Source organism: Agarivorans sp. (assembly GCF_050295395.1).
Taxonomy (GTDB): Bacteria; Pseudomonadota; Gammaproteobacteria; order Enterobacterales; family Celerinatantimonadaceae; genus Agarivorans.
The window spans coordinates 1-19,623 of sequence record NZ_JBNKPP010000126.1 but is presented as its reverse complement, the minus strand read 5'-3'; the positions used below and the strand labels follow the sequence as shown (position 1 = coordinate 19,623).

At 46.5% G+C, this 19,623-nt stretch carries 17 protein-coding genes and 1 tRNA gene; 8 read left to right on the top strand and 10 right to left on the bottom strand.

The features are described 5' to 3' along the window. The 3 genes from ACQY6Q_RS07500 to ACQY6Q_RS07490 form a co-directional block, all read right to left on the bottom strand. Positions 1-608, bottom strand: a 608-nt coding sequence (locus ACQY6Q_RS07500; RefSeq protein ID WP_427979735.1) for a hypothetical protein, incomplete at its 3' end; no start/stop codon positions are given. A gap of 326 nt (positions 609-934) precedes the next feature. Continuing rightward, positions 935-1,022, bottom strand: a tRNA-Ser gene (locus ACQY6Q_RS07495). Between the two features lie 181 nt (positions 1,023-1,203). Then, entirely contained in the window at positions 1,204-2,169 is a 966-nt protein-coding gene (locus tag ACQY6Q_RS07490) for a glucokinase (RefSeq protein WP_427979733.1), read from the bottom strand. Between the two features lie 328 nt (positions 2,170-2,497). Between ACQY6Q_RS07490 and ACQY6Q_RS07485 the strand changes: the two genes are divergently transcribed. Then, positions 2,498-3,346: a MurR/RpiR family transcriptional regulator gene (locus ACQY6Q_RS07485; protein WP_055731491.1), complete on the top strand. Its 849-nt coding sequence runs from the start codon at positions 2,498-2,500 to the stop codon at positions 3,344-3,346. Positions 3,347-3,497: 151 nt separating this feature from the next. On the opposite strand, the gene ACQY6Q_RS07480 is transcribed toward ACQY6Q_RS07485, so the two are convergent. From ACQY6Q_RS07480 to ACQY6Q_RS07470, 3 genes are all read right to left on the bottom strand, one after another. Beyond that, positions 3,498-5,822, bottom strand: a complete 2,325-nt coding sequence (locus tag ACQY6Q_RS07480) for an acyl-CoA dehydrogenase (protein WP_427979730.1) — start codon at positions 5,820-5,822, stop codon at positions 3,498-3,500. A 44-nt stretch (positions 5,823-5,866) separates the two neighbouring features. Further along, a complete protein-coding gene (locus tag ACQY6Q_RS07475; RefSeq protein ID WP_427979727.1) occupies positions 5,867-6,493 on the bottom strand; it encodes a TetR/AcrR family transcriptional regulator in 627 nt (208 codons plus the stop codon). 261 nt (positions 6,494-6,754) lie between these two features. Then, positions 6,755-7,345, bottom strand: coding sequence for a hypothetical protein (locus ACQY6Q_RS07470; RefSeq protein ID WP_427979725.1), 591 nt, complete (start codon positions 7,343-7,345; stop codon positions 6,755-6,757). Between the two features lie 292 nt (positions 7,346-7,637). On the opposite strand from ACQY6Q_RS07470, the gene ACQY6Q_RS07465 reads away from it, so the two are divergent. The 4 genes from ACQY6Q_RS07465 to ACQY6Q_RS07450 all read left to right on the top strand — a co-directional run bounded on the left by ACQY6Q_RS07465 (position 7,638) and on the right by ACQY6Q_RS07450 (position 10,013). Then, positions 7,638-7,889, top strand: coding sequence for a DUF2282 domain-containing protein (locus ACQY6Q_RS07465; RefSeq protein WP_427979723.1), 252 nt, complete (start codon positions 7,638-7,640; stop codon positions 7,887-7,889). A 66-nt stretch (positions 7,890-7,955) separates the two neighbouring features. Continuing rightward, on the top strand, positions 7,956-8,801 hold the full coding sequence (locus ACQY6Q_RS07460) for a DUF692 domain-containing protein (RefSeq protein WP_427979721.1): 846 nt from the start codon (positions 7,956-7,958) through the stop codon (positions 8,799-8,801). After that, positions 8,794-9,558: a putative DNA-binding domain-containing protein gene (locus ACQY6Q_RS07455; protein ID WP_427979718.1), complete on the top strand. Its 765-nt coding sequence runs from the start codon at positions 8,794-8,796 to the stop codon at positions 9,556-9,558. The genes ACQY6Q_RS07460 and ACQY6Q_RS07455 overlap by 8 nt, the downstream gene beginning before the upstream one ends. After that, on the top strand, positions 9,555-10,013 hold the full coding sequence (locus tag ACQY6Q_RS07450; RefSeq protein WP_427979716.1) for a DoxX family protein: 459 nt from the start codon (positions 9,555-9,557) through the stop codon (positions 10,011-10,013). The genes ACQY6Q_RS07455 and ACQY6Q_RS07450 overlap by 4 nt, the downstream gene beginning before the upstream one ends. Positions 10,014-10,046: 33 nt before the next feature. On the opposite strand, the gene ACQY6Q_RS07445 is transcribed toward ACQY6Q_RS07450, so the two are convergent. Further along, positions 10,047-11,573, bottom strand: a complete 1,527-nt coding sequence (locus ACQY6Q_RS07445; RefSeq protein WP_427979713.1) for a fumarate hydratase — start codon at positions 11,571-11,573, stop codon at positions 10,047-10,049. A 203-nt stretch (positions 11,574-11,776) separates the two neighbouring features. Here ACQY6Q_RS07445 and pabB point away from each other — a divergent pair, with 203 nt between their 5' ends. The 3 genes from pabB to ACQY6Q_RS07430 all read left to right on the top strand — a co-directional run bounded on the left by pabB (position 11,777) and on the right by ACQY6Q_RS07430 (position 15,166). Continuing rightward, entirely contained in the window at positions 11,777-13,144 is a 1,368-nt protein-coding gene (gene pabB / locus ACQY6Q_RS07440; protein WP_427979711.1) for an aminodeoxychorismate synthase component I, read from the top strand. Positions 13,145-13,174: 30 nt separating this feature from the next. After that, positions 13,175-13,738, top strand: coding sequence for a CoA pyrophosphatase (locus tag ACQY6Q_RS07435; RefSeq protein WP_427979708.1), 564 nt, complete (start codon positions 13,175-13,177; stop codon positions 13,736-13,738). Positions 13,739-13,807: 69 nt separating this feature from the next. Beyond that, the gene (locus tag ACQY6Q_RS07430) at positions 13,808-15,166 is read left to right on the top strand and encodes an L-serine ammonia-lyase (RefSeq protein WP_427979706.1); all 1,359 of its coding nucleotides are present in this window, start codon (positions 13,808-13,810) and stop codon (positions 15,164-15,166) included. Positions 15,167-15,196: 30 nt separating this feature from the next. On the opposite strand, the gene ACQY6Q_RS07425 is transcribed toward ACQY6Q_RS07430, so the two are convergent. The 3 genes from ACQY6Q_RS07425 to ACQY6Q_RS07415 form a co-directional block, all read right to left on the bottom strand. Beyond that, positions 15,197-16,249 carry a DUF1835 domain-containing protein gene (locus ACQY6Q_RS07425; RefSeq protein ID WP_427979704.1) on the bottom strand — a complete coding sequence of 351 codons (1,053 nt, stop codon included), beginning with the start codon at positions 16,247-16,249 and terminating at the stop codon, positions 15,197-15,199. Positions 16,250-16,350: 101 nt separating this feature from the next. Beyond that, a complete protein-coding gene (gene cysB / locus ACQY6Q_RS07420) occupies positions 16,351-17,337 on the bottom strand; it encodes an HTH-type transcriptional regulator CysB (RefSeq protein ID WP_427979701.1) in 987 nt (328 codons plus the stop codon). A 343-nt stretch (positions 17,338-17,680) separates the two neighbouring features. Next, a partial coding sequence (locus ACQY6Q_RS07415) for an ABC transporter permease (protein WP_427979698.1) occupies positions 17,681-19,623 on the bottom strand: 1,943 nt, incomplete at its 5' end.

The window sequence follows — 19,623 nt, the reverse complement described above, 5'->3', positions numbered from 1 at the left end:
AGCTTTTCAAAATTAACCGATACCGTTAATACCAGTTGCTTAGAAGAAATTGCTCGGCCAAACGCCGGGCCCATTTGATGTACCGGATACCAGATACTGCTAGGTTGGTATTTGTTGCCCGCTTTTAAATACAGTGCATAGCCCATTTGCTGATTGCCGGCTTTGCCTCGCTGGTACACCCGCAAGGGATGCTGTAGAAAATAACCACCAGCAAAAGGGAAATACTCCTTCACCCGCTCATCTTCAACATAACCACCGCACTCTCTGGTATGGGGTAGCGCATGGCGAAAACGGTATTCAAGGCAACCGTATTCAGTCACCAAACTCACCAAGGCTCGGCTAAAGTCTCTGCCTAACAAATATTCTTGGTAATAAGGGCCGAGTTCACTCACTTCGGGGATCACCCGCCGCATCACATCGGAAAACTGCGCACTGTAGGCTATGCTGCTGAGCTGGCCCTGCTCTATGGCGTACTCAAATGGCCTAATTTGTGCCACCTGACGTGTCCCCCACTCGGCATAAACAAACTTAGAGTAACTGCCACTGTTAAGTGCCCAAGAAGGCCAAGACACTACAAAGGTGATAATCAATAAAGCTAGCTTTAACATAGAAATTCCTTTTTCTTAAGCAAGTATGAACAAATTAACACCCATGAGACATCACACAACTTTTAGAGGATAACGCCATATACTGAATTCAAATCTATCAGCAGGATCATGTTTATTAACCGAGAAATGTTGAGCCTCTAACAAGCTGTAAGTAATACGATTTCCACACAAAAAAGTATTACTAGCATCAATCGATGCAAACAAGTATAGCTTAAATCTGTGGATTTTAGGGGGGTGTTATTGGACGTCAGAAAACCATAACTTATTGTTTTAACTTAACTTTAAAAACAAAAAAAGACGTCCTTGGACGTCTTGATTCTTGAAAATGGCGGTGAGGGAGGGATTCGAACCCTCGATACCTTGCGGTATACACACTTTCCAGGCGTGCTCCTTCGGCCACTCGGACACCTCACCGTGATTGAACTTATTGCGCATGGCAATAATGTGGCGCTAGATTACGGATCCCGATTGTGTGGGTCAATAACTTTTTATCGAAAAACGGGCAAGTGCTGAGTTCTTAAACAATTTTTTGTTAAACAATAAAAAAGGAAGCCGTAGGCTCCTTCTTAGATCCAAATCTTGTTAAAGCTTAAATTTAAATACGGTAGCCATTGCTTTGGCGTAAGTAAGCCGCAGCACCTTGTAAGCCCGGTTGCTCTTCGGTAATCACATAAACTGGCACTTTAGCCACAAAGTCTACAAAACGGCCTTTAGCTTCAAAACGCTTGCGGAAGTCGCTGTTTTTGAAGAAGTCCATAAAGCGCGTGATAATACCACCAGCAATGTATACCCCACCAAAAGTAGACATGTTTAGCGCAAGGTTACCACCAAACGAGCCTAACGCTCGGCAGAATACTTCCATCGCTTCAACACATACTGGGCAACTTCCGTCTAGGCCACGCGTGGTTACATCAGCGGGTTGAAGGTCTTCAGCCACTTTACCATGCATGTCCATTAAACCTTGGTAGATATTCACAAGACCTGGGCCAGACAATAAACGTTCTGCCGATACATGACCGTAGCGTTTTTGTAAGAAGGCCAATACATGCGCTTCTTTTTCGTCGTTTGAGGCAAACTCAACGTGACCACCCTCGCCTGGAATACACACATATTCGCTGTCGTGGTGGATCAAGTGAGCCACACCTAGGCCAGTACCTGGGCCATATACAGCAATCGGCTCACCGGTTTTGGCGGTTTCGCCGCCAATTTGAATTTTTTGCTCGTCAGTTAAGGTAGGAATAGACATCGCAATGCCAGTGTAATCGTTAATCACATGGAAATTGTCAAAACCTAATTGCTCTTGTACCTGCTTCTTAGAAAACGCCCAACTGTGGTTGGTCATAGCAATCCAGTCTTTGTCAGTAGGACAAGCAATAGCGACACAAGCTTGGGTAACAGTTTCATTCTGCTCTTTGAGGTAAAGAGCGATAACATCGGCAATACTGGGATAGTCCGCACACAAGTATTTTTGTAATCGCCCAATTTCACCCGTTTTCAAATCAACCAACGCTAAACGAATATTTGTACCACCTACATCGGCAATTAAACCAAAACCGGACATTTTGTTTTCCTTCATACCTAGTTCAAAAAAAAGAAAAATATTATTACGTATCCTAACAAACTGACATTAAGATAGCTGTTGTATTGTTAAGTCACCAAATCTTACCGCTTTTGTACTAGAATTTCGTTAGTAAATTACTAATCGACTACGTATTTTCAAATATTTTAGACCTAGCTCAAACTATAAAATGCCGTGCTGGTCTATTATCACGGACTATTAAGCTTGTTTTAAGTCACCGTCTATGTAATTGTATGACTTTTGCTCCTGTTGAAAAAATATTACATTTGACAACCTAAACATAACAAATGCGCTAACTTTAACGGATATTATGAATACGCTTGAGAAAATAACTAAAAATCTAGAAAACTTCAGCAAATCAGAAAGAAAGGTCGCAGAAGTGATTATTGCTTCCCCGCAAACAGCAATTCACTCTAGCATCGCCGCGTTAGCGAAATTAGCCGACGTAAGCGAACCTACCGTTAACCGTTTTTGTCGTCGTTTAGACACCAAAGGGTTTCCTGATTTTAAATTACATTTAGCGCAAAGCTTGGCCAACGGCACGCCTTATGTGAACCGTCACGTAGACGAAGAAGACGGCCCAGAAGCTTACACTTCAAAGATTTTCGAATCTTCAATGGCCAGCCTTGAAGCAGCCAAAAACAGTCTAGACCCTAACGCGGTGAATCGCGCGGTGGATTTACTTACTCAAGCTAAGAAAATCTCCTTTTTTGGTTTAGGCGCTTCAGCTTCGGTCGCCCAAGATGCACTCAACAAGTTTTTCCGCTTTAACGTGCCGGTCAGTTATTTCGATGACGTAGTAATGATGCGCATGAGTTGCATTGTGGCCACCGAAGAAGATGTGATTATTTTAATCTCACACACCGGGCGCACTAAAGCGATGATCGATATCGCCATTCTTGCCCAGCAAAATGATTCCACCGTTATCGGCATCACCAGCAAAGACTCTCCACTGGCTAAAGAGTGTAACTTAGTCTTGTCGATGGATGTGCCAGAAGATACCGACGTTTATATGCCAATGGCTTCACGAATTGCCCAAATGGCCTTAATAGATGTATTGGCCACTGGTTTTACCCTGCGCCGCGGCGAGAAGTTCCGCGAAAACCTTCGCAAGGTAAAACAAAGTCTAAAAGATTCGCGTACCGACAAAGCTTTATAATCAAACCAAGGCCAGCATTTATGCTGGCCTTATTGTTTTTGCCTATTACTTACGCTGTATTACTTTATTGCTTTGCCGTTTAACAAAGGCCAAACAAAAACGATTAAACAAAAAAGGGATGCCATTGGCATCCCTTTTCCATTAATTGCACTTAAGCGACATCGGCGGAAGGCACAATGTGCGCATTCTTCCCTTCCAATACACCAGGATCAAAATGATCCACCTGAATAGCTTGGTAGCGTAGTTTATCTGCTTTTAGTAAGTCGTCAGCCTCTTGTTGAGTCAGGATCTCTTGCTCTAAAGCGGCTTTAACAATCACCGATAACTCTACTTTACGCGGCAAGTTACCAGCCTTTTGCGCCTTGGCAATTTTACGCTCTAAGGGGCGTACCTTATACATGGCTAAGAAAGCCTGTTCGATAATCGCCACAGCATCGGCTTCATCACCTTGCGTCACACATAATTTGCTTAAACGTTCGCGGGCAGAACCCGGCGTCATCATGGTTTCACAAATTTTATGTGCCACATCGTCGTTGGCCAGTTTAAAGCGATTACCAAAGGGGAATACCACGGTTTTTAATACTCGCGCCACAGCTCGGTTTGAGAAGTTTTGGAAGAAGCCTTCAAACGCCAAGCCAATTTCGTAAAGGTTGCGCTCTACCGCCCATTTTACAAAAGGTAAATCTTCAGCGGGGCGACCTTCATCTTCATAATGTTTTAAGGTGGCCGACGCTAAGTAAAGGTGGCTGAGTACATCGCCAAGGCGTGCAGAAATCCGCTCTTTACGTTTTAGTTCGCCGCCTAAAATCAACATAGACATGTCGGCACACAGCGCTAAACCACGGCTCATACGGCTAAGCTGGCGATAATACACCGCAGTTTCACCCGATACTGGACTTGAATTAAAGCGCGCGCCACTTAGGCCTTGCCACAAACTGGCGGCAAAGTTACCCACACCAAAGGCAACGTGTTTCACCAACAGGCTATCAAATTCGGCTAAACCGGCTTCTTCATCGGGGTTAGCAGCGGCTTGCAACTCTTTTAATACGTAAGGGTGACAACGGGTTGCGCCCTGACCGAAGATCATCAGATTACGGGTAAGAATGTTGGCCCCTTCCACGGTAATCGCTACCGGAATACCATTATAGGCGTGGCCCAAATAGTTCATTGCACCTAACTGAATACCACGGCCAGAGTGTATATCCATGGCATCGTCTAATACTGTACGGGCCATTTCTGTCATGTGGTATTTGGCAATAGCGGTAACAATCGCTGGGCTTTGGTCTAAATCTAAGGCACCCGCAGTTAAACGGCGCGCCGCTTCTAGCTGGTAAGTTAAACCGCCAATCCGCGCTAGCGCTTCCTCTACCCCTTCAAAGCGACCAATCGATAAGCCGAACTGTTTACGCACATAGGCATAAGCACTGGTGGTGCGCGAGCTCATGTGGCCTACTGCTGTACCCAAGGCAGGCAGTGAAATACCGCGCCCCGCCGACAAACACTCCACCAACATCCGCCAGCCTTTACCAGCATAATCAGCACCACCGATGATCCAATCTAATGGAATAAACACATCTTCACCGAAGGTAGGCCCATTCATAAACGCTAGGCCCAATGGGAAGTGGCGATCACCGGTGCGAACGCCGGGGTGGTCAGTGGGAATTAACGCACAGGTAATGCCTAATTCTTCTTGTTCCCCCAATAAATGCTCGGGATCGTAGAGTTTAAAGGCTAAACCAAGCACCGTAGCCACTGGCGCTAAGGTAATGTAACGCTTGTTCCAATTTAAGCGAATGCCCAGCACTTCTTCACCGTTAAACTCACCCTTACAGATGATGCCTTTATCGGGAATAGCGCCTGCGTCTGAGCCTGCTTCTGGACCAGTTAAGGCGAAACAAGGCACGTGGGTGCCGTCGGCCAAGCCTGGTAACCAGTGGTCTTTTTGCTCTTGGGTACCATAGTGCAGTAGTAGCTCACCTGGCCCTAATGAGTTAGGCACCATAACGGTAACCGCGGCCGATAAGCTACGTGTTGCAATGGTGCTTACAATGGTGGAGTTAGCCATCGCCGAAAACTCTCTACCACCGTAAGATTTAGGGATGATCAGCGCAAAAAAGCCTTCGCTTTTTAGGTAGTCCCATACCGGCTTAGGCAAGTCACGTTGATTTTGCACAATGTCGAAGTCGTCTAGCATTTTCAGCAAGGTATTCACTTGCTGATCCATGAAGGCCTGTTCTTCTTCACTTAATCGAGCTTTCGGGTATTGGTGTAATTTTTTCCAATCGGGTTTACCGCCAAACAGTTCTCCGTCCCACCAGACGGAGCCAGCTTCCATGGCTTCTTTCTCAGTTTGGGAAAGCGGCGGCAAAATTTTCTTAAACACCTTAAAGGCTGGGCGTGTTACCAGCTTTTTTCGAGTTTCAGCTATGCTTAGCAGTACCACTAATGCGGTCACTATCATCAACAGAATCGTCATGGTTCATTCCTTATTTCACGTATTATTTTTATCGTTTTTATTGTTTAAATTGGCGCGCCAACACCCGCAGCCAAATAGGGGATTACTTTTTTAATCAAAGCTTCAGTATTTATATCTTCGTTAAAATCAGCACTGGCAATTTCTTTTAGCGCAGTACTTGAGGCCATGGTGAACACCACAGTGCCAAGGGTAAAGTGCAAGCGCCAAAAAATGTCACTATCACTTAATTCAGGATAAGCACGCCGTACCGCCTGCTGAAAATGGCTCAATACTTCACCAAAGTGATGAGTAATAAAGCGGCGTAAGTGGCCTTGACTGTCGGTATAACCTCGCCCAAGCAACAGCAAAAACATTGCTGTACCGTGTTTTTTCACCTTATTCATTTCTAATAATGGATTCAAAAATGAGGAGAAAACTTGCTTCAAGTTAGGCGCGTCGGCAGCCTCAAGATGCTGCAACATGGCTTGGTCTACCAAGGGCATGAATTGCTCTAAATAGCGCATCAAAACCGCTTGAATGAGTTCTTTTTTCGAGCCGAAATGATAGTTAACAGAGGCGAGATTCACCTCGGCATGAGAAGTAATTAATCGCAGCGACGTGTCGGCAAATCCGCGTTCGGCAAACAGGCGCTCGGCCGCATCGAGGATCTTGCTTTTGGTTCCTTGTCTCACTATGACACCTTAAAAAATAAAACACCTGTTTAAAATCTACGTTTAAGGGCCGAGTATGTCAATTGCTCAGAGGGGTTATTTTGAGAGTGAAACAAAAAACGAGAGCTTGATACATTTTTTTAACAAAAAATAAAAAGAAATTTTGAAACTTTCCTAAAAAGCCGCGGTCATAATAAATGCCACTGCAATTAAACACTTAAATTGACCGCCCAGCGCTTCCCTGTAGCTGGGCTTTTTTTTGCCTATCTTTTGGCTTAACCCTCAGTTCACATTAAGGTAAGAGAAAACGCGATTAACCACGTAGTTAATCCCTTCACGACTGATTTCCAAATTACGCCGCCCTTGAGCGTCATTAGCCACCTTTGCAAAAGCCTGCAAGCTTACCTGCCATTGATTTACCTTTGATTGGCTAGAATACAAACTCATCATCAAGGTCGCTTTTTGGAAATGCTCGTCACTGTTATCGGCTAAACCCGGTGATACACCGAACAAACTCATTAATTGCTCGTCGCTTAAAATATTACTGGTGGGCAAGGCAAAGGCCATCCAATAGTTACAGCTTGCTTCAGCGCTGTTTTGGTAATCGAGTCCCAAGGCTTTAAACTTATTGACCACCGCTTGATAGAAGGTGTCGTAAGCCTGTAAATCAGAGCGCTGCGGATTACGCATGGCATCTTCTAACAAAGGATGAGGGCAAATAGTTTGGCCTTTATATAGGCTAAATCCAGGTTCAGCGTTAACCACCACCGTATCGCGGTATTGTTGTTCGCTACGCTGAGGCTCAGAGCTATCTACCGTGGTGCAAGCACTCAAGAATGCCACAATTACACTAAACCAAAGCCCTTTATTCATTTGCTCCACCCTTCAAACTCATTACTGATATTAAACAGCCAATGGCTGCTGTTTTTTTTTCATCGTTTAGCAGTGTAACTTAAGCCTTAAACAATCGCACATAAGTTTCTGTTTATTAAGCCGGAATGCTTCAGCTATTAATATCTTGTGGTGTTCCTCTAAAGCCTATTGGGCAATTTTTTTAAAATAAATTTCAAGCGTGGTGAAAGTTTTTTCGTGCCCAGTCGGTTTGTTTAGTTACAGCTTGTTAAGAGTTGTAAGCAAACCAACACATACTTATTAAGGAAATACTATGAAAAACTCAAATATTGCCATCGCTTCAGCCATCTCTGGACTAATTGCTTTAGGCGCTTTTACCGCCACTCCTGCGGCAGCAGCTGAAAAAGAAAAGTGCTACGGCGTAGCTAAAGCCGGAAAAAATGACTGCGCCACCAAAAGCAGCTCTTGTGCTGGTACTTCTAAAATGGACCATCAAAAAGACGCCTTCGTGGTGGTACCTAAAGGCCTTTGTGACAAACTCGCCGGTGGCAGTACTGAAGGTTAATTATGGATGCGCTGAACCAACAACTACTGGTTCGGCGCCCCCCTTAAGGGCGGCTAAGGAGGCAGTATGATAAGCAGTAAACAATATGGATTGGGCTTGCGTAGCGCCTTTGCCGAGCAGCTAATTAAAGAACAACCCGCGATTGACTGGATGGAGATCCACGCCGAGAATTATTTTAATCCACATAGCTATGATTATCATTTGCTCCGGCAAGTGGCTGAGCATCATCCTATTAGCGTACATGGCGTAGGCCTATCTTTGGGCTCAAGCGATCCCCTCAACCTACAACATCTAGAGAAACTAAAAGCATTAATCGATGATGTTAATCCTTTTATTGTCTCTGAACATTTAAGCTGGAGCAGTGTGAATGGTCGTTATTACAACGACCTGCTTCCTCTACCCTATACCCAAGAATGTTTAGCGCTGTTTATCCAAAAAGTCGACCAAACACAGCAATACTTAGGGCGACAACTACTGATTGAAAATCCTTCGGCATATTTAGCCTATCCGCAGAGCCATATCGCCGAGCCGGAATTTCTCAATCAAGTAGTGCAAGCTACCGGCTGTGGTTTATTGCTCGACATTAATAATGTGTATGTCAGTGCGACCAATCTCGCTTGGGACGCTGAGCACTACTTTGAGCAGCTTAATATTGATGCAGTAAAAGAAATACACCTAGCCGGGTTCACCGAAAAAACCATTGGCCAACAACGAGTATTGATTGATAGCCATAACCAGCCGGTAGCAGAGCCGGTATGGCAGCTGTATAAGCACTTTCAGCAGCGTTTTAGCAACAATATTCCCACCATGATTGAATGGGACAGCGACTTTCCTCCATTACAGCGCTTGCTAGATGAAGTAGCCAAAATCAAAGTGCTCGACCAACAAGTGAAGGAGAGGCGCTGTGCTTAAGCAATTACAAACACAATTTGCCGAAGTGCTAGAGCAAACGCATGCGGCCAGCCGTTTGACGCTGAGTCAGCCCTACTTGAACGCCACTCAAGCGATGCAGATTTACCAAAATAATTACCTGTTAAGCTTAATTGAGGCCTTAACTGCCAGTTACCCCAGTGTGCTTAAGTTGGTAGGCCAAGACTACTTTCATTTCGTTGCCAAACAATTTGTTTTGCAATGTGGTCATGATCAGGGCGACTTAAATTTGTTTGGCGCAGGCTTTGCCCAGTTTCTGACTAAGCAAAGCGATATTAACCACCTGCCCTACCTGCCTGCAATGGCCGAATTGGATTGGCGAATTGAGCGCTGTGCAGCCCAAGCGTTGGAAACTCAATATTTAAGCCTAGAACAGTTGCAAGTCCTACCCAGCCAAGACTTAAGCTTGGCTATTTTGCCGCTGGCGAGCAATCAGATGTTAATGACTAGCCCCTACCCAGTGTTGACTATCTACCACATGTTACAGCAAGACCAAGTTCAGCCCATCGAGCTAGACCAAGCGCAACATCTGCTGTTAAGCAAACAGCTGGATTTTAGCGTTAAGCTAGAACCGCTCACGGAGCTAGAATATGCCTTCCTCGCGCATTGCCAGGAACGCCGCCCCTTGGCTGAGCTAAACTCCAGCTGTATTGCCCAATTACAAGATTTGCTGGGCAAAGCAATAAGCCAACAGTATTTAGCTCGCCCTGTTCCGTCAACAGAGGAGCCAGCAATATGACTACTTTATATCAACGTTATCTCAGCTCCGTGGCCGCCATGCAGGCAATACTGATTCCGCTCTTACTGTTGCTCACACGGATATGGGTAGCCGCAATCTTTTGGCGCTCCGGTTATTTAAAGTTCAGCAGCTGGGACTCCACCCTATATTTGTTTGAATTGGAGTACCAAGTGCCGTTATTGCCTTGGGAGCTTGCCGCTTACTTAGGCACTGCCGCAGAGTTAATTTTGCCGGTATTTTTACTATTGGGTTTATTCACCCGACTATTTGCCTTACAGCTGTTTTTATTCAACATCATAGCGGTCATTTCCTACCCTGCGTTATGGCCCGGCGGGTTTTACGACCACCAATTATGGGGCTTAATGTTGCTAATTAATCTGCTGTGGGGCGCCGGCCCCTATTCGCTAGATAAATTATTAAGCCTAAAGTTCGCGCCCAATAAAAAAAGCGGCTAATGCCGCTTTTTACCTGCTAACTCAATGTTAAGGCTATTTACTAAGCTGGGCGTCTAGCTCTTCAATTTTAGCCTTCCAAATCGACGGGCCTTGTTGGTGGGCAGAGTTACCTTCGGCGTCTACTGCCACCGTTACCGGCATATCCTCGACTTCAAACTCGTAAATGGCTTCCATACCTAAGTCTTCAAAGGCCACTACTCGAGCTTTTTTAATCGCCTTAGAGACGAGGTAAGCAGCGCCACCCACGGCCATTAAGTACACCGATTGGTGTTTAGCAATCGAGTCGACCGTGGCTGGACCGCGTTCGGCTTTGCCAATCATGCCCAGTAGACCAGTTTCTTCTAACATCATATCGGTAAACTTATCCATGCGTGTCGAAGTCGTTGGCCCTGCCGGCCCCACCGCTTCATCACGCACCGCATCAACCGGACCTACGTAATAAATAAAGCGGCCATTAAAGTCCACGCCCTCGGGGAAGGGTTTACCCTGCTCAATGTATTCTTTAATCCGTTTATGAGCAGCATCACGACCGGTTAAGATTTTACCGTTAAGCAATACCGTTTCACCCATTTTCCAAGTAGCGACTTCTTCTTTGGTCACCTTATTAACGTCCACTCGGCGCACGTTGTCACCCACATCCCAGGTAATCTCTGGCCAGTCTTCTAACTTAGGTGGTGTTAGCACCGCGGGGCCACTGCCATCTAAGTAGAAGTGGGCGTGACGAGTCGCCGCGCAGTTAGGGATCATCACCACCGGTTTAGAAGCCGCGTGAGTAGCACAAGACTTCACTTTCACATCTAATACGGTGGTTAATCCGCCCAAGCCTTGAGCACCAATGCCCAATTTGTTGATGCCTTCCATTAACTCTAAACGCAGCGCTTCATCGGCGTTTTCTGCACCTTTCGCTTTTAGCTCTTGAATATCCACCGGATCCATCAACGATTCTTTGGCCATGACCGCGGCTTTTTCGGCGGTACCACCAATGCCAATGCCCACCATGCCCGGCGGACACCAACCGGCCCCCATAGTAGGCAAGGTTTTTAATACCCACTCGGCCACCGAGTCTGATGGATTTAGCATCACCATCTTAGACTTATTCTCACTACCGCCGCCCTTGGCAGCGACCATGATTTCCACTTTATCACCGGCTACCAAATCAATATGCACCACCGCTGGAGTATTGTCTTTGGTATTCTTACGAGCGCCATTTGGGTCAGCAACAATCGAAGCTCGTAGAGGGTTATCAGGATTGGTATAAGCGCGTCTTACCCCTTCATCAACCATCTCTTGAACCGTTAAATCACTATCCCACTGCACATTCATGCCCACCTTAACAAAGGCGGTAATAATGCCGGTGTCTTGGCAAATTGGCCGCAAGCCCTGAGCACACATACGAGAGTTAATTAAGATTTGGGCAATCGCGTCTTTGGCTGCGGTGCTTTGCTCTTTCTCGTAGGCCTCGGCCATGGCTTTAACAAAATCAATGGGGTGATAGTAAGAAATGAATTGCAGTGATTCTGCGACACTGTCAATGAAGTCTTGTTTACGGATGATGGTCATAAAGTCTCCACGTTCCTTATTTTTGCTGGGGCAAATGCGAGGGAAGCTAAATGCGCTTACCGCAGCTGTTAGGGTTATTGTCGTTATCCTTCATCGGCTATGATACTCTTGCGCCATTAAGGCTGCTATAACCTTGAACGCAGTTTTTACATTTTTTCTACATCAACAAAGCACTTGTTGAATTAACCAGCAATACCACCTATATGATTGTTAGCAAAACTATTTCTCTGAAACCCATCGAACTATGTGCGCATCTGGCAGAACAGCCTTGGAGCTGTTTGTTACAATCTGCCGCCGAGTCTCACGAAAATAATCACTTCGATATTCTGGTAGCAGAGCCTATCGCCACTCTTAGCTATAAAGACGGTCTTGGCGATATTGAACTGGGCCAGCAGCGCTACCAAAGCCAGCAAGCTCCCTTTGAATTATTGGCCGATTTACGCCAACAGCTGTTTCCAGAAGAAGCGGCACCAAACAGCCCCTTCCCTTTTATTGGAGGAGCCTTGGGCATGTGGTCCTATGACTTAGGCCGAAGCCTAGAAAGCATTCCCCAGCAGCTACCAGTAGATTTACTGTGCCCCGACATGGCGGTGGGATTTTATGACTGGGCCTTAATTTACGATCACCAGCAGCAAAGCGCTTCGCTGATCCAATGGTGCGAAACCGAGCAACAGGGTTTAGCGCAATTAGCCCAGCGCGAGCAATGGCTCTATCAGCTTAGTAGCCAAGCCGCTCACCCCTTTGCCCTGACCAGCGCTTGGCACAGTAATACCAGTAAAGCGGCCTATCAAGATAAGTTTGCTCGAGTACAAGAGTACTTACTCAGTGGAGATTGCTATCAAATTAACCTGACTCAACGCTTTGAGGCCAGTTACACTGGCAGTGAGTTTGCAGCCTATCAACGCTTAATCGCTGCCAACCAAGCGCCGTTCTCGGCCTTCATGCGTTTACCCAGCTCTTGTATCTTAAGCTTGTCGCCCGAGCGCTTTATTCGTTTAAAACAAGGCGAAATTGAAACCAAACCAATAAAAGGCACTCGCCCGCGCAGTTTAGATCCGCAGCGTGATCAACAGCTCGCCAAAGATTTAACTCAGGCCGAGAAAGATCAAGCAGAAAACCTGATGATTGTAGACTTACTGCGCAACGATATTGGCCGCGTCGCCACGCCCGGTTCGGTGCATGTGCCTAAGTTGTTTGCGGTTGAATCCTTCCCAGCAGTGCATCATTTAGTGAGCACCATAAAGGCCACGCTGGCAGAGAGTTACAGCGCCGAACAACTGCTCGCCGCTTGTTTTCCCGGTGGCTCAATTACCGGCGCACCTAAGATCCGCGCCATGCAAATTATTGAAGAGCTGGAAGAGAACCGCCGCGCAGCCTACTGTGGCGCCATCGGCTATATCTCGGCGAACGGTGATATGGATAGCAACATTGCCATTCGCACACTAGTATGCGAACAACAAAAGATCTATTGCTGGGCTGGCGGCGGTGTAGTAAGCGACTCTCAAGTAGATGCAGAATATCAGGAGTTATTTGACAAATTGAGTCGTATTCTGCCCATACTTGAACCGTAACCAACAATAATAAAGGAGCCTTTTCGCGTAATGCTTAGCCACCAGCACTATTTACAGCGCTTTTTGTTGCAACGCCCTAAGGCTCGGCTTGGCGCAGTCAACCATATCCCGGCGGCAGTATTATTGCCGATAGTGCGTTTGCCCGGTCAAACTGAAAAACTGGTGCTCACCCAGCGTAGCGACAAACTACGCCACCATCCTTCACAAATTAGCTTTCCTGGCGGTAAGCTCGACCCACAAGATCCTAACCTAGCCGCCACCGCACTGCGAGAAACCTATGAAGAAATTGGCATAGCACCGCAGGCGTTTAAGTTACTCGGCCAGCTTCCGCAGCATCAAACGGTGACCAATTTTGTAATTCATCCCTTTCTCGCTATCTGCAATACACCACTACACTTTAAGTTAAACCAGCATGAAGTCGCACGAGTGATGCAGCTACCTTTGGACGCGTTTTTAGACCTAAACAACTACCATACTTATCACTTTCGACGTCACGGCCAACAACAGAAAGTCTACTTCATAGAAGTAGATAACAACGTAATTTGGGGAGCTACCGCTAAAATATTGCGCGATTTTGCTTTTCAATGTTGCTAACAACTAAAAGCCGCTATAATCTCAGAATTAATATCTTAACAACACGTAGCCACTAGGCTAGGAACATAAATGGTAAGTATCTTCGACCTTTTTTCTATTGGTATTGGGCCTTCTAGCTCTCATACCGTTGGCCCGATGAAAGCCGCTAAGCTATTCGCCGAAAGCTTAGAGCATGACAAGGAGCTCAATCGGGTAGATCACCTAAAAGTGGAGCTGTTTGGCTCCTTAGGCGCAACAGGTAAAGGTCACGGCACTGGCAAGGCGGTGATTCTCGGTTTAATGGGCGAAGCCCCCGAAAGCGTAGATGTAGATAAAGTTGAGTCGATTTTACAAACCGTAGAACAAACCCAGGAACTGGTATTATTAGCCAAAAAAGCCATCAATTTTGCCAACCGCGGCGCGATTGTCTTTCATCGTCGCAAGCAATTGCCGGTTCACAGTAATGCCTTGAGTTTTCATGCCTATCTAGACAACGGTAAGTGCATTTCTCGCACCTACTACTCGATTGGCGGAGGCTACATTATTGAAGACGGTGAACAAGTCAGTGAAGGCCAATTTACCTACCCCTATCCCTTTGATAGCGCCGATAGCCTATTGCAACAGTGCAAGCAAAGCGGTAAGAGCATTGCCGCAGTGGTGGCGGCCAACGAACAAGTACATTGCTCTTTACGTAGCCTTAGCCAATATACGCAACAGCTATGGGATACCATGCAAAATTGCGTACAACGTGGGATGAACGAAGAAGGTATACTGCCCGGTGGACTTAAACTGGCGCGTCGCGCCCCAGTATTAAAACGACAACTATCCGCCCAACGTAACCTTAGCGCCGATCCGCTAAATGTGATGGACTGGGTCAATCTTTATGCCTTAGCGGTGAGTGAAGAAAATGCCGCTGGTAGCCGTGTTGTAACCGCCCCCACCAACGGCGCAGCGGGGATTATTCCTGCCGTATTGCACTATTATCACAATTTTGTGCAGCCCTTAGACCAAGATGCCATTAATCAGTTTTTCCTCACAGCGACAGCGATTGGTTCTCTGTATAAAACCAATGCTTCTATCTCAGGCGCCGAAGTGGGCTGTCAAGGAGAAGTGGGAGTGGCCTGCTCTATGGCAGCGGCAGGTTTAGCAGCGATTTTCGGCGCTAAGCCCGAGCAAATTGAAAACGCCGCGGAGATTGGCATCGAACACAACCTAGGTTTAACCTGTGACCCCATTGGCGGCTTAGTTCAGGTGCCCTGTATTGAACGTAATGCCATGGGCGCTTTAAAAGCGATTAACGCAGCTCGTCTCGCACTGCGCGGCAGTGGTGAACACAAGGTGTCTTTAGACAAGGCGATTAAAACCATGTGGCAAACCGGTCGCGATATGAAAACCAAATACAAAGAAACCGCGCGTGGCGGCTTAGCGGTGAACATCATCGAATGTTAATCGCAATTAGTTAGCCATCGCCTTAGATGGCTAACTAACCCTACACAAACGTTGTTGCAGTGGATCCCAGCACCAATAATTACTCGCCGACAGCTCTACTCCACCCCGCCAAAACACTGGCATATTGGCCGACGGCAATCTCGACTCACCAACTAAAATGGCTTGTCCAGCAGAGCTAATCTCAAAATAAACGTCCCCATCCCATTGGCCGCTCGAACGGTGATGTATGTGCAGTAAGGGCGACGCTAGCGATGCCAAGTTTAACAGCTCTTTTGCCAACCAAAGATCGCCTAGAAAAGGCGCCGCTTCTAAGCGCTGCAAAGTCGCAAACAATTCCGCAAAGCTCAGATTAGTCGATGAAGCTGAAGCCTTTACTTGCTCAGCTTGAAGCTTAAGTTTAGCTTCAACAAGGCTGCGTAAAATCAGCTGTTGGGTCAAAGTGAGTCCTCTATTTAACCAAGGATAGTCCTCAGCAAAGCGGCGTAGCGCAGTTTGCATAAAGGGTAGAACTGCCATATCTTGCTGCAACAGTTGATTGATTGGTTCGGGGCTAGCCGCAGCTAGGGCTAACCACAACTCAGAGCCAAGCTTTAATTGCTCTGCGCTAATGGCTTGGCGCTGCGGGTATAAGGCTTCTAGCTGGCTTATCGACAACTCACCCAAGCCCCTAAAATTAGCGACTTCGGCATGCTTTCCAATGCAGATCAGCTTAAAGCGGGCTGATAATTCACTGTGTTTAGCCAGTAAGTACAGGCACTCGGCCAGTTGCAGTTGATCATAAAGGTCGTGCTCAAACCACAATACAATTTCACTGTATTGAGCCAGCTGAGCCATGATCTGTTGACGGCGTTTAAAGTCGGCTAAGATTTGCTGCTCGCTCAGCGAATTAGCCGCAAAACTGCGGCTGGCTTGTAAGCTTTGATATATAAAAGCGGCGCGGGCTTTTAGGTAGGTTTCGCCTTCTGGAGCAACAATAGGCCCGTCGTGTAAGACATCCCGCCAACAGAGAATTTCCCCCTCAACCACTGATGAAGCGGCTAAGCGCTGCCCCACTACATCGCCATTGGTGATGTGCAGTTGCATGACCTCTGCTCCTTGTTGGCTTAATTTTACTGATACACCTAGCTGAAGCCGCTCAGCCAAGCAAACTTAGCTTAGCTGCGGTTTAGGCTTTTACAGCCGGTTTATAACACCGGTAGTTCGATATTTTTAAACAGTTCGTCGACTTCATCTAAGGATTTGGCTTGCACCGCTTTATCAACAATGTCACGCGTCAAATGAGGAGCAAAGCGTTCGATGAAATCGTACATGTAAGTGCGTAAGAACGTGCCCTTTCTAAAACAAATCTTGGTGGTACTAGCGCGAAATAAATGACTAGCATCAATAGCGACTAAATCATCGTCCTGTTGTTTATCAATGGCCATGCTAGCTAATACGCCTACCCCTATGCCCATTCTGACATAAGTTTTAATCACATCCGCATCGGTGGCGGTAAAGACAATTTTAGGCACCTTACCAGCGCGGCCGAAGGCCTCGTCTAAATCAGAACGGCCGGTGAAGCCAAAGATATACGTAACAATCGAATGCTTGGCTAAATCATTAATGGTGACCACTTCGCCATTTAAGTGTTTCTTGGCGAGCTCATGATCTTTAGGAACCAAAATACTGCGGTTCCAGTGATAACAAGGCAGCATGACCAAGTCGGAGAAAATATGTAGCGCTTCGGTGGCAATCGCAAAGTCGGCGCTGCCCTTGGCTACTGCCTCGTTGATTTGATTGGGCGTACCTTGATGCATGTTTAAAGAAACATTGGGGTAGCGATGAATAAAACCCTGAATCACCTCAGGCAGAGCGTAACGAGCCTGAGTATGCGTAGTGGAAATATTTAATGAGCCCTGATCAGGATGAGTATGTTGGTTCGCCACCGCCTTAATGCTTTCAACCTTGGCCATAATCTCATTACTGATACGAATGATTTCTTGACCTGCTGGCGTCACTTGGCTCAGATGCTTGCCGCTGCGCTTAAAAATTTGCACCCCTAACTCATCTTCCAGCAAACGAATTTGTTTACTAATGCCCGGTTGAGAGGTGTACAGGCTTTCCGCAGTAGCCGATACATTTAAATTATTGTTAACGACTTCTACGATATAGCGCAACTGTTGTAATTTCATTTACTTAGGTTCTCTGGCTCGACACAAATAGAACACCAACGCGGCTTTAGTGGGCGCTCTTATTACATTTTTTTATAAGTATATATTCAATCACCACCAGAATAAAACGCCTTTGATCAGTTATTTATGGCCTTTTTCTAAGTAAAGCTTCTCACCAGCTGGGCCAAGTTTTGTTTTAGCCTACGCAAACAAGGCCCAACCCCATTAAGCCTAGTCATTACCGCTAGAAAATAGCGCCTGACGAGCCCTAATCTAAACTGCAAATAACAGCAGTTTTTTATATTCACTACCCACCAATCATTGCCAGAATAAAACACGATTATTCTAGTGCTTATAATCTTTGCTAACTAAGGCTTCTCACCAGCTGAGCTGAGTTTTGTTTTAGCAAACGCAAGGTTGCCCCCGCGCCCATTAACGCTACTAAGACCATGCCGGTAACTGGCCCTAATAGCCATAGATCCCAACTAATGGTGGCTTTTATCTCAAATACCAACAGCTGCAATAATACCAATACGGATTGTGCCGCAGCTGCAGCAATTAAGCCCGCTAATAAGCCAAGAATAACAAACTCATAAATCACGGCGTTACGCAGCAGCTTGCCACTGGCCCCTAAGGTGCGCAAAATTACCGTTTGTTTACGCCGCTCGGCTAACGAGCTTTGCACCTGAGCGTACAATACTAGCGAACTGGCTAATAACACCACCACTAAGACCAAGCGCAAGGCTAAGGCGACTTGATCAACCACTTGCGAAAGTTGCTCAATCAGGGCTTTCACATTAATCAGCACCAAGGTGGGGAAACGGCTCATAATATCGGCCATCCACTCACCGCTACCATCAGGCAAATAGAAAGAGGTTAAATAACCACTAGCAAAAGACTGAATAATATCTGGGCTTAGCAATACGAAGAAATTAGGCTGCATGGTATTCCAGTCGATGCTGCGAAAGCTGCTCACCTTAACCTCAAATTGCTGAGAGCCCACCATGAAGCGCAAATTGTCGTTCAGCTTAATGTTGAGCCGCTCAGCAAAGTCCTGCTCAACTGAGGCTTGCGCCACGCTATTTTGATTTAGCCACTGACCGGCAACAATTTCATTTCTATAGGGCAAGTTTAGGGTACTACTCAGGTTCAATTCTCGCCCTGCTCCGCGCCGCCGCGATGAGTCTTTTTCGGAATACTCGCCTTCTCGCTGCTGACTCACAGCTTCGCCATTAATCGCCACTAAACGACCACGTAACATGGGGTACATAGGGCTTAGCTCTATTCCCTGTTCGGCAAAACGCTCCGTTAACTGCGGCTTTTGCTGTTCAGAAATATTGTACATGAAGTGATTAGGCGCACCTGCGGGAAGTTGCTGCTGCCATTCGCTAATCAAGTCTTGTTGAATCACCCACACCACTAGGGCCAACTTAATCGCCACAGTAAAACCAATCAGCTGTACGCGATTTTGTTTTGCCCGTTTATACAGCGAAGATACCGCGATTTTTAAACTCAAATCATTCAGACGCGTCGCATACTTTTTCGCCAACCATAGCAGTAGCTGACTAATCACCAGCAACGCCAGTACCGCTAACACCCCAACGCCTAATAAAATTAAGCTTAGCTTTAACGAACGGCTATACAGTAATAACAGGCCAAACACACTCAGGAGCATCCATAAACCGACCCAAAGTGGTTTCACCACGGCATCGTCGCTATTACGGCGAATCACCCGCAACGGCGCAATATCAAACAATTGTGCCAAGGTAGGCAAAGTAAACGCCATACCGCAGATCAGGCCACTTCCCACCGCCATCACATAGGGCAAACTACCGGCACTAGGTAAAGCGATATTGAGTAAGTTTTCGATGTAATGCGCCACCGGCCATTGCAACAGCATGGCCAGTACAACGCCTAGCACTATCGATATCAGCATTACCGTTAGTAGGTGGCCCAGATAAATACGGCGAATTTGCTGCTTAGAGGCCCCCAATACCTTGAACATGGCCACGGTGTCGTAGTGCCGCTGACAATATAAACGGCTAGCAACGGCAATTGCCACACTGGCTAATAACACCCCAATTAACCCCGCCAGTAACAAAAACTGTTGAGCACGCTGCAGCGAGTTAGCCAAGGGGGAATTACCGCTTCTTACCGTGATTAGGCGTTGATTGTCTTTAAGCTGCGGCTTGAGCCAGTCTTCCAAACGCTCAAGCTGGCCATCGGTGCCCGCAAACATATAACGATAAGCCAGCCGGCTACCCGGCTGTACCACTTGAGTTTTAGCCACATCGTTAATGTTAATAA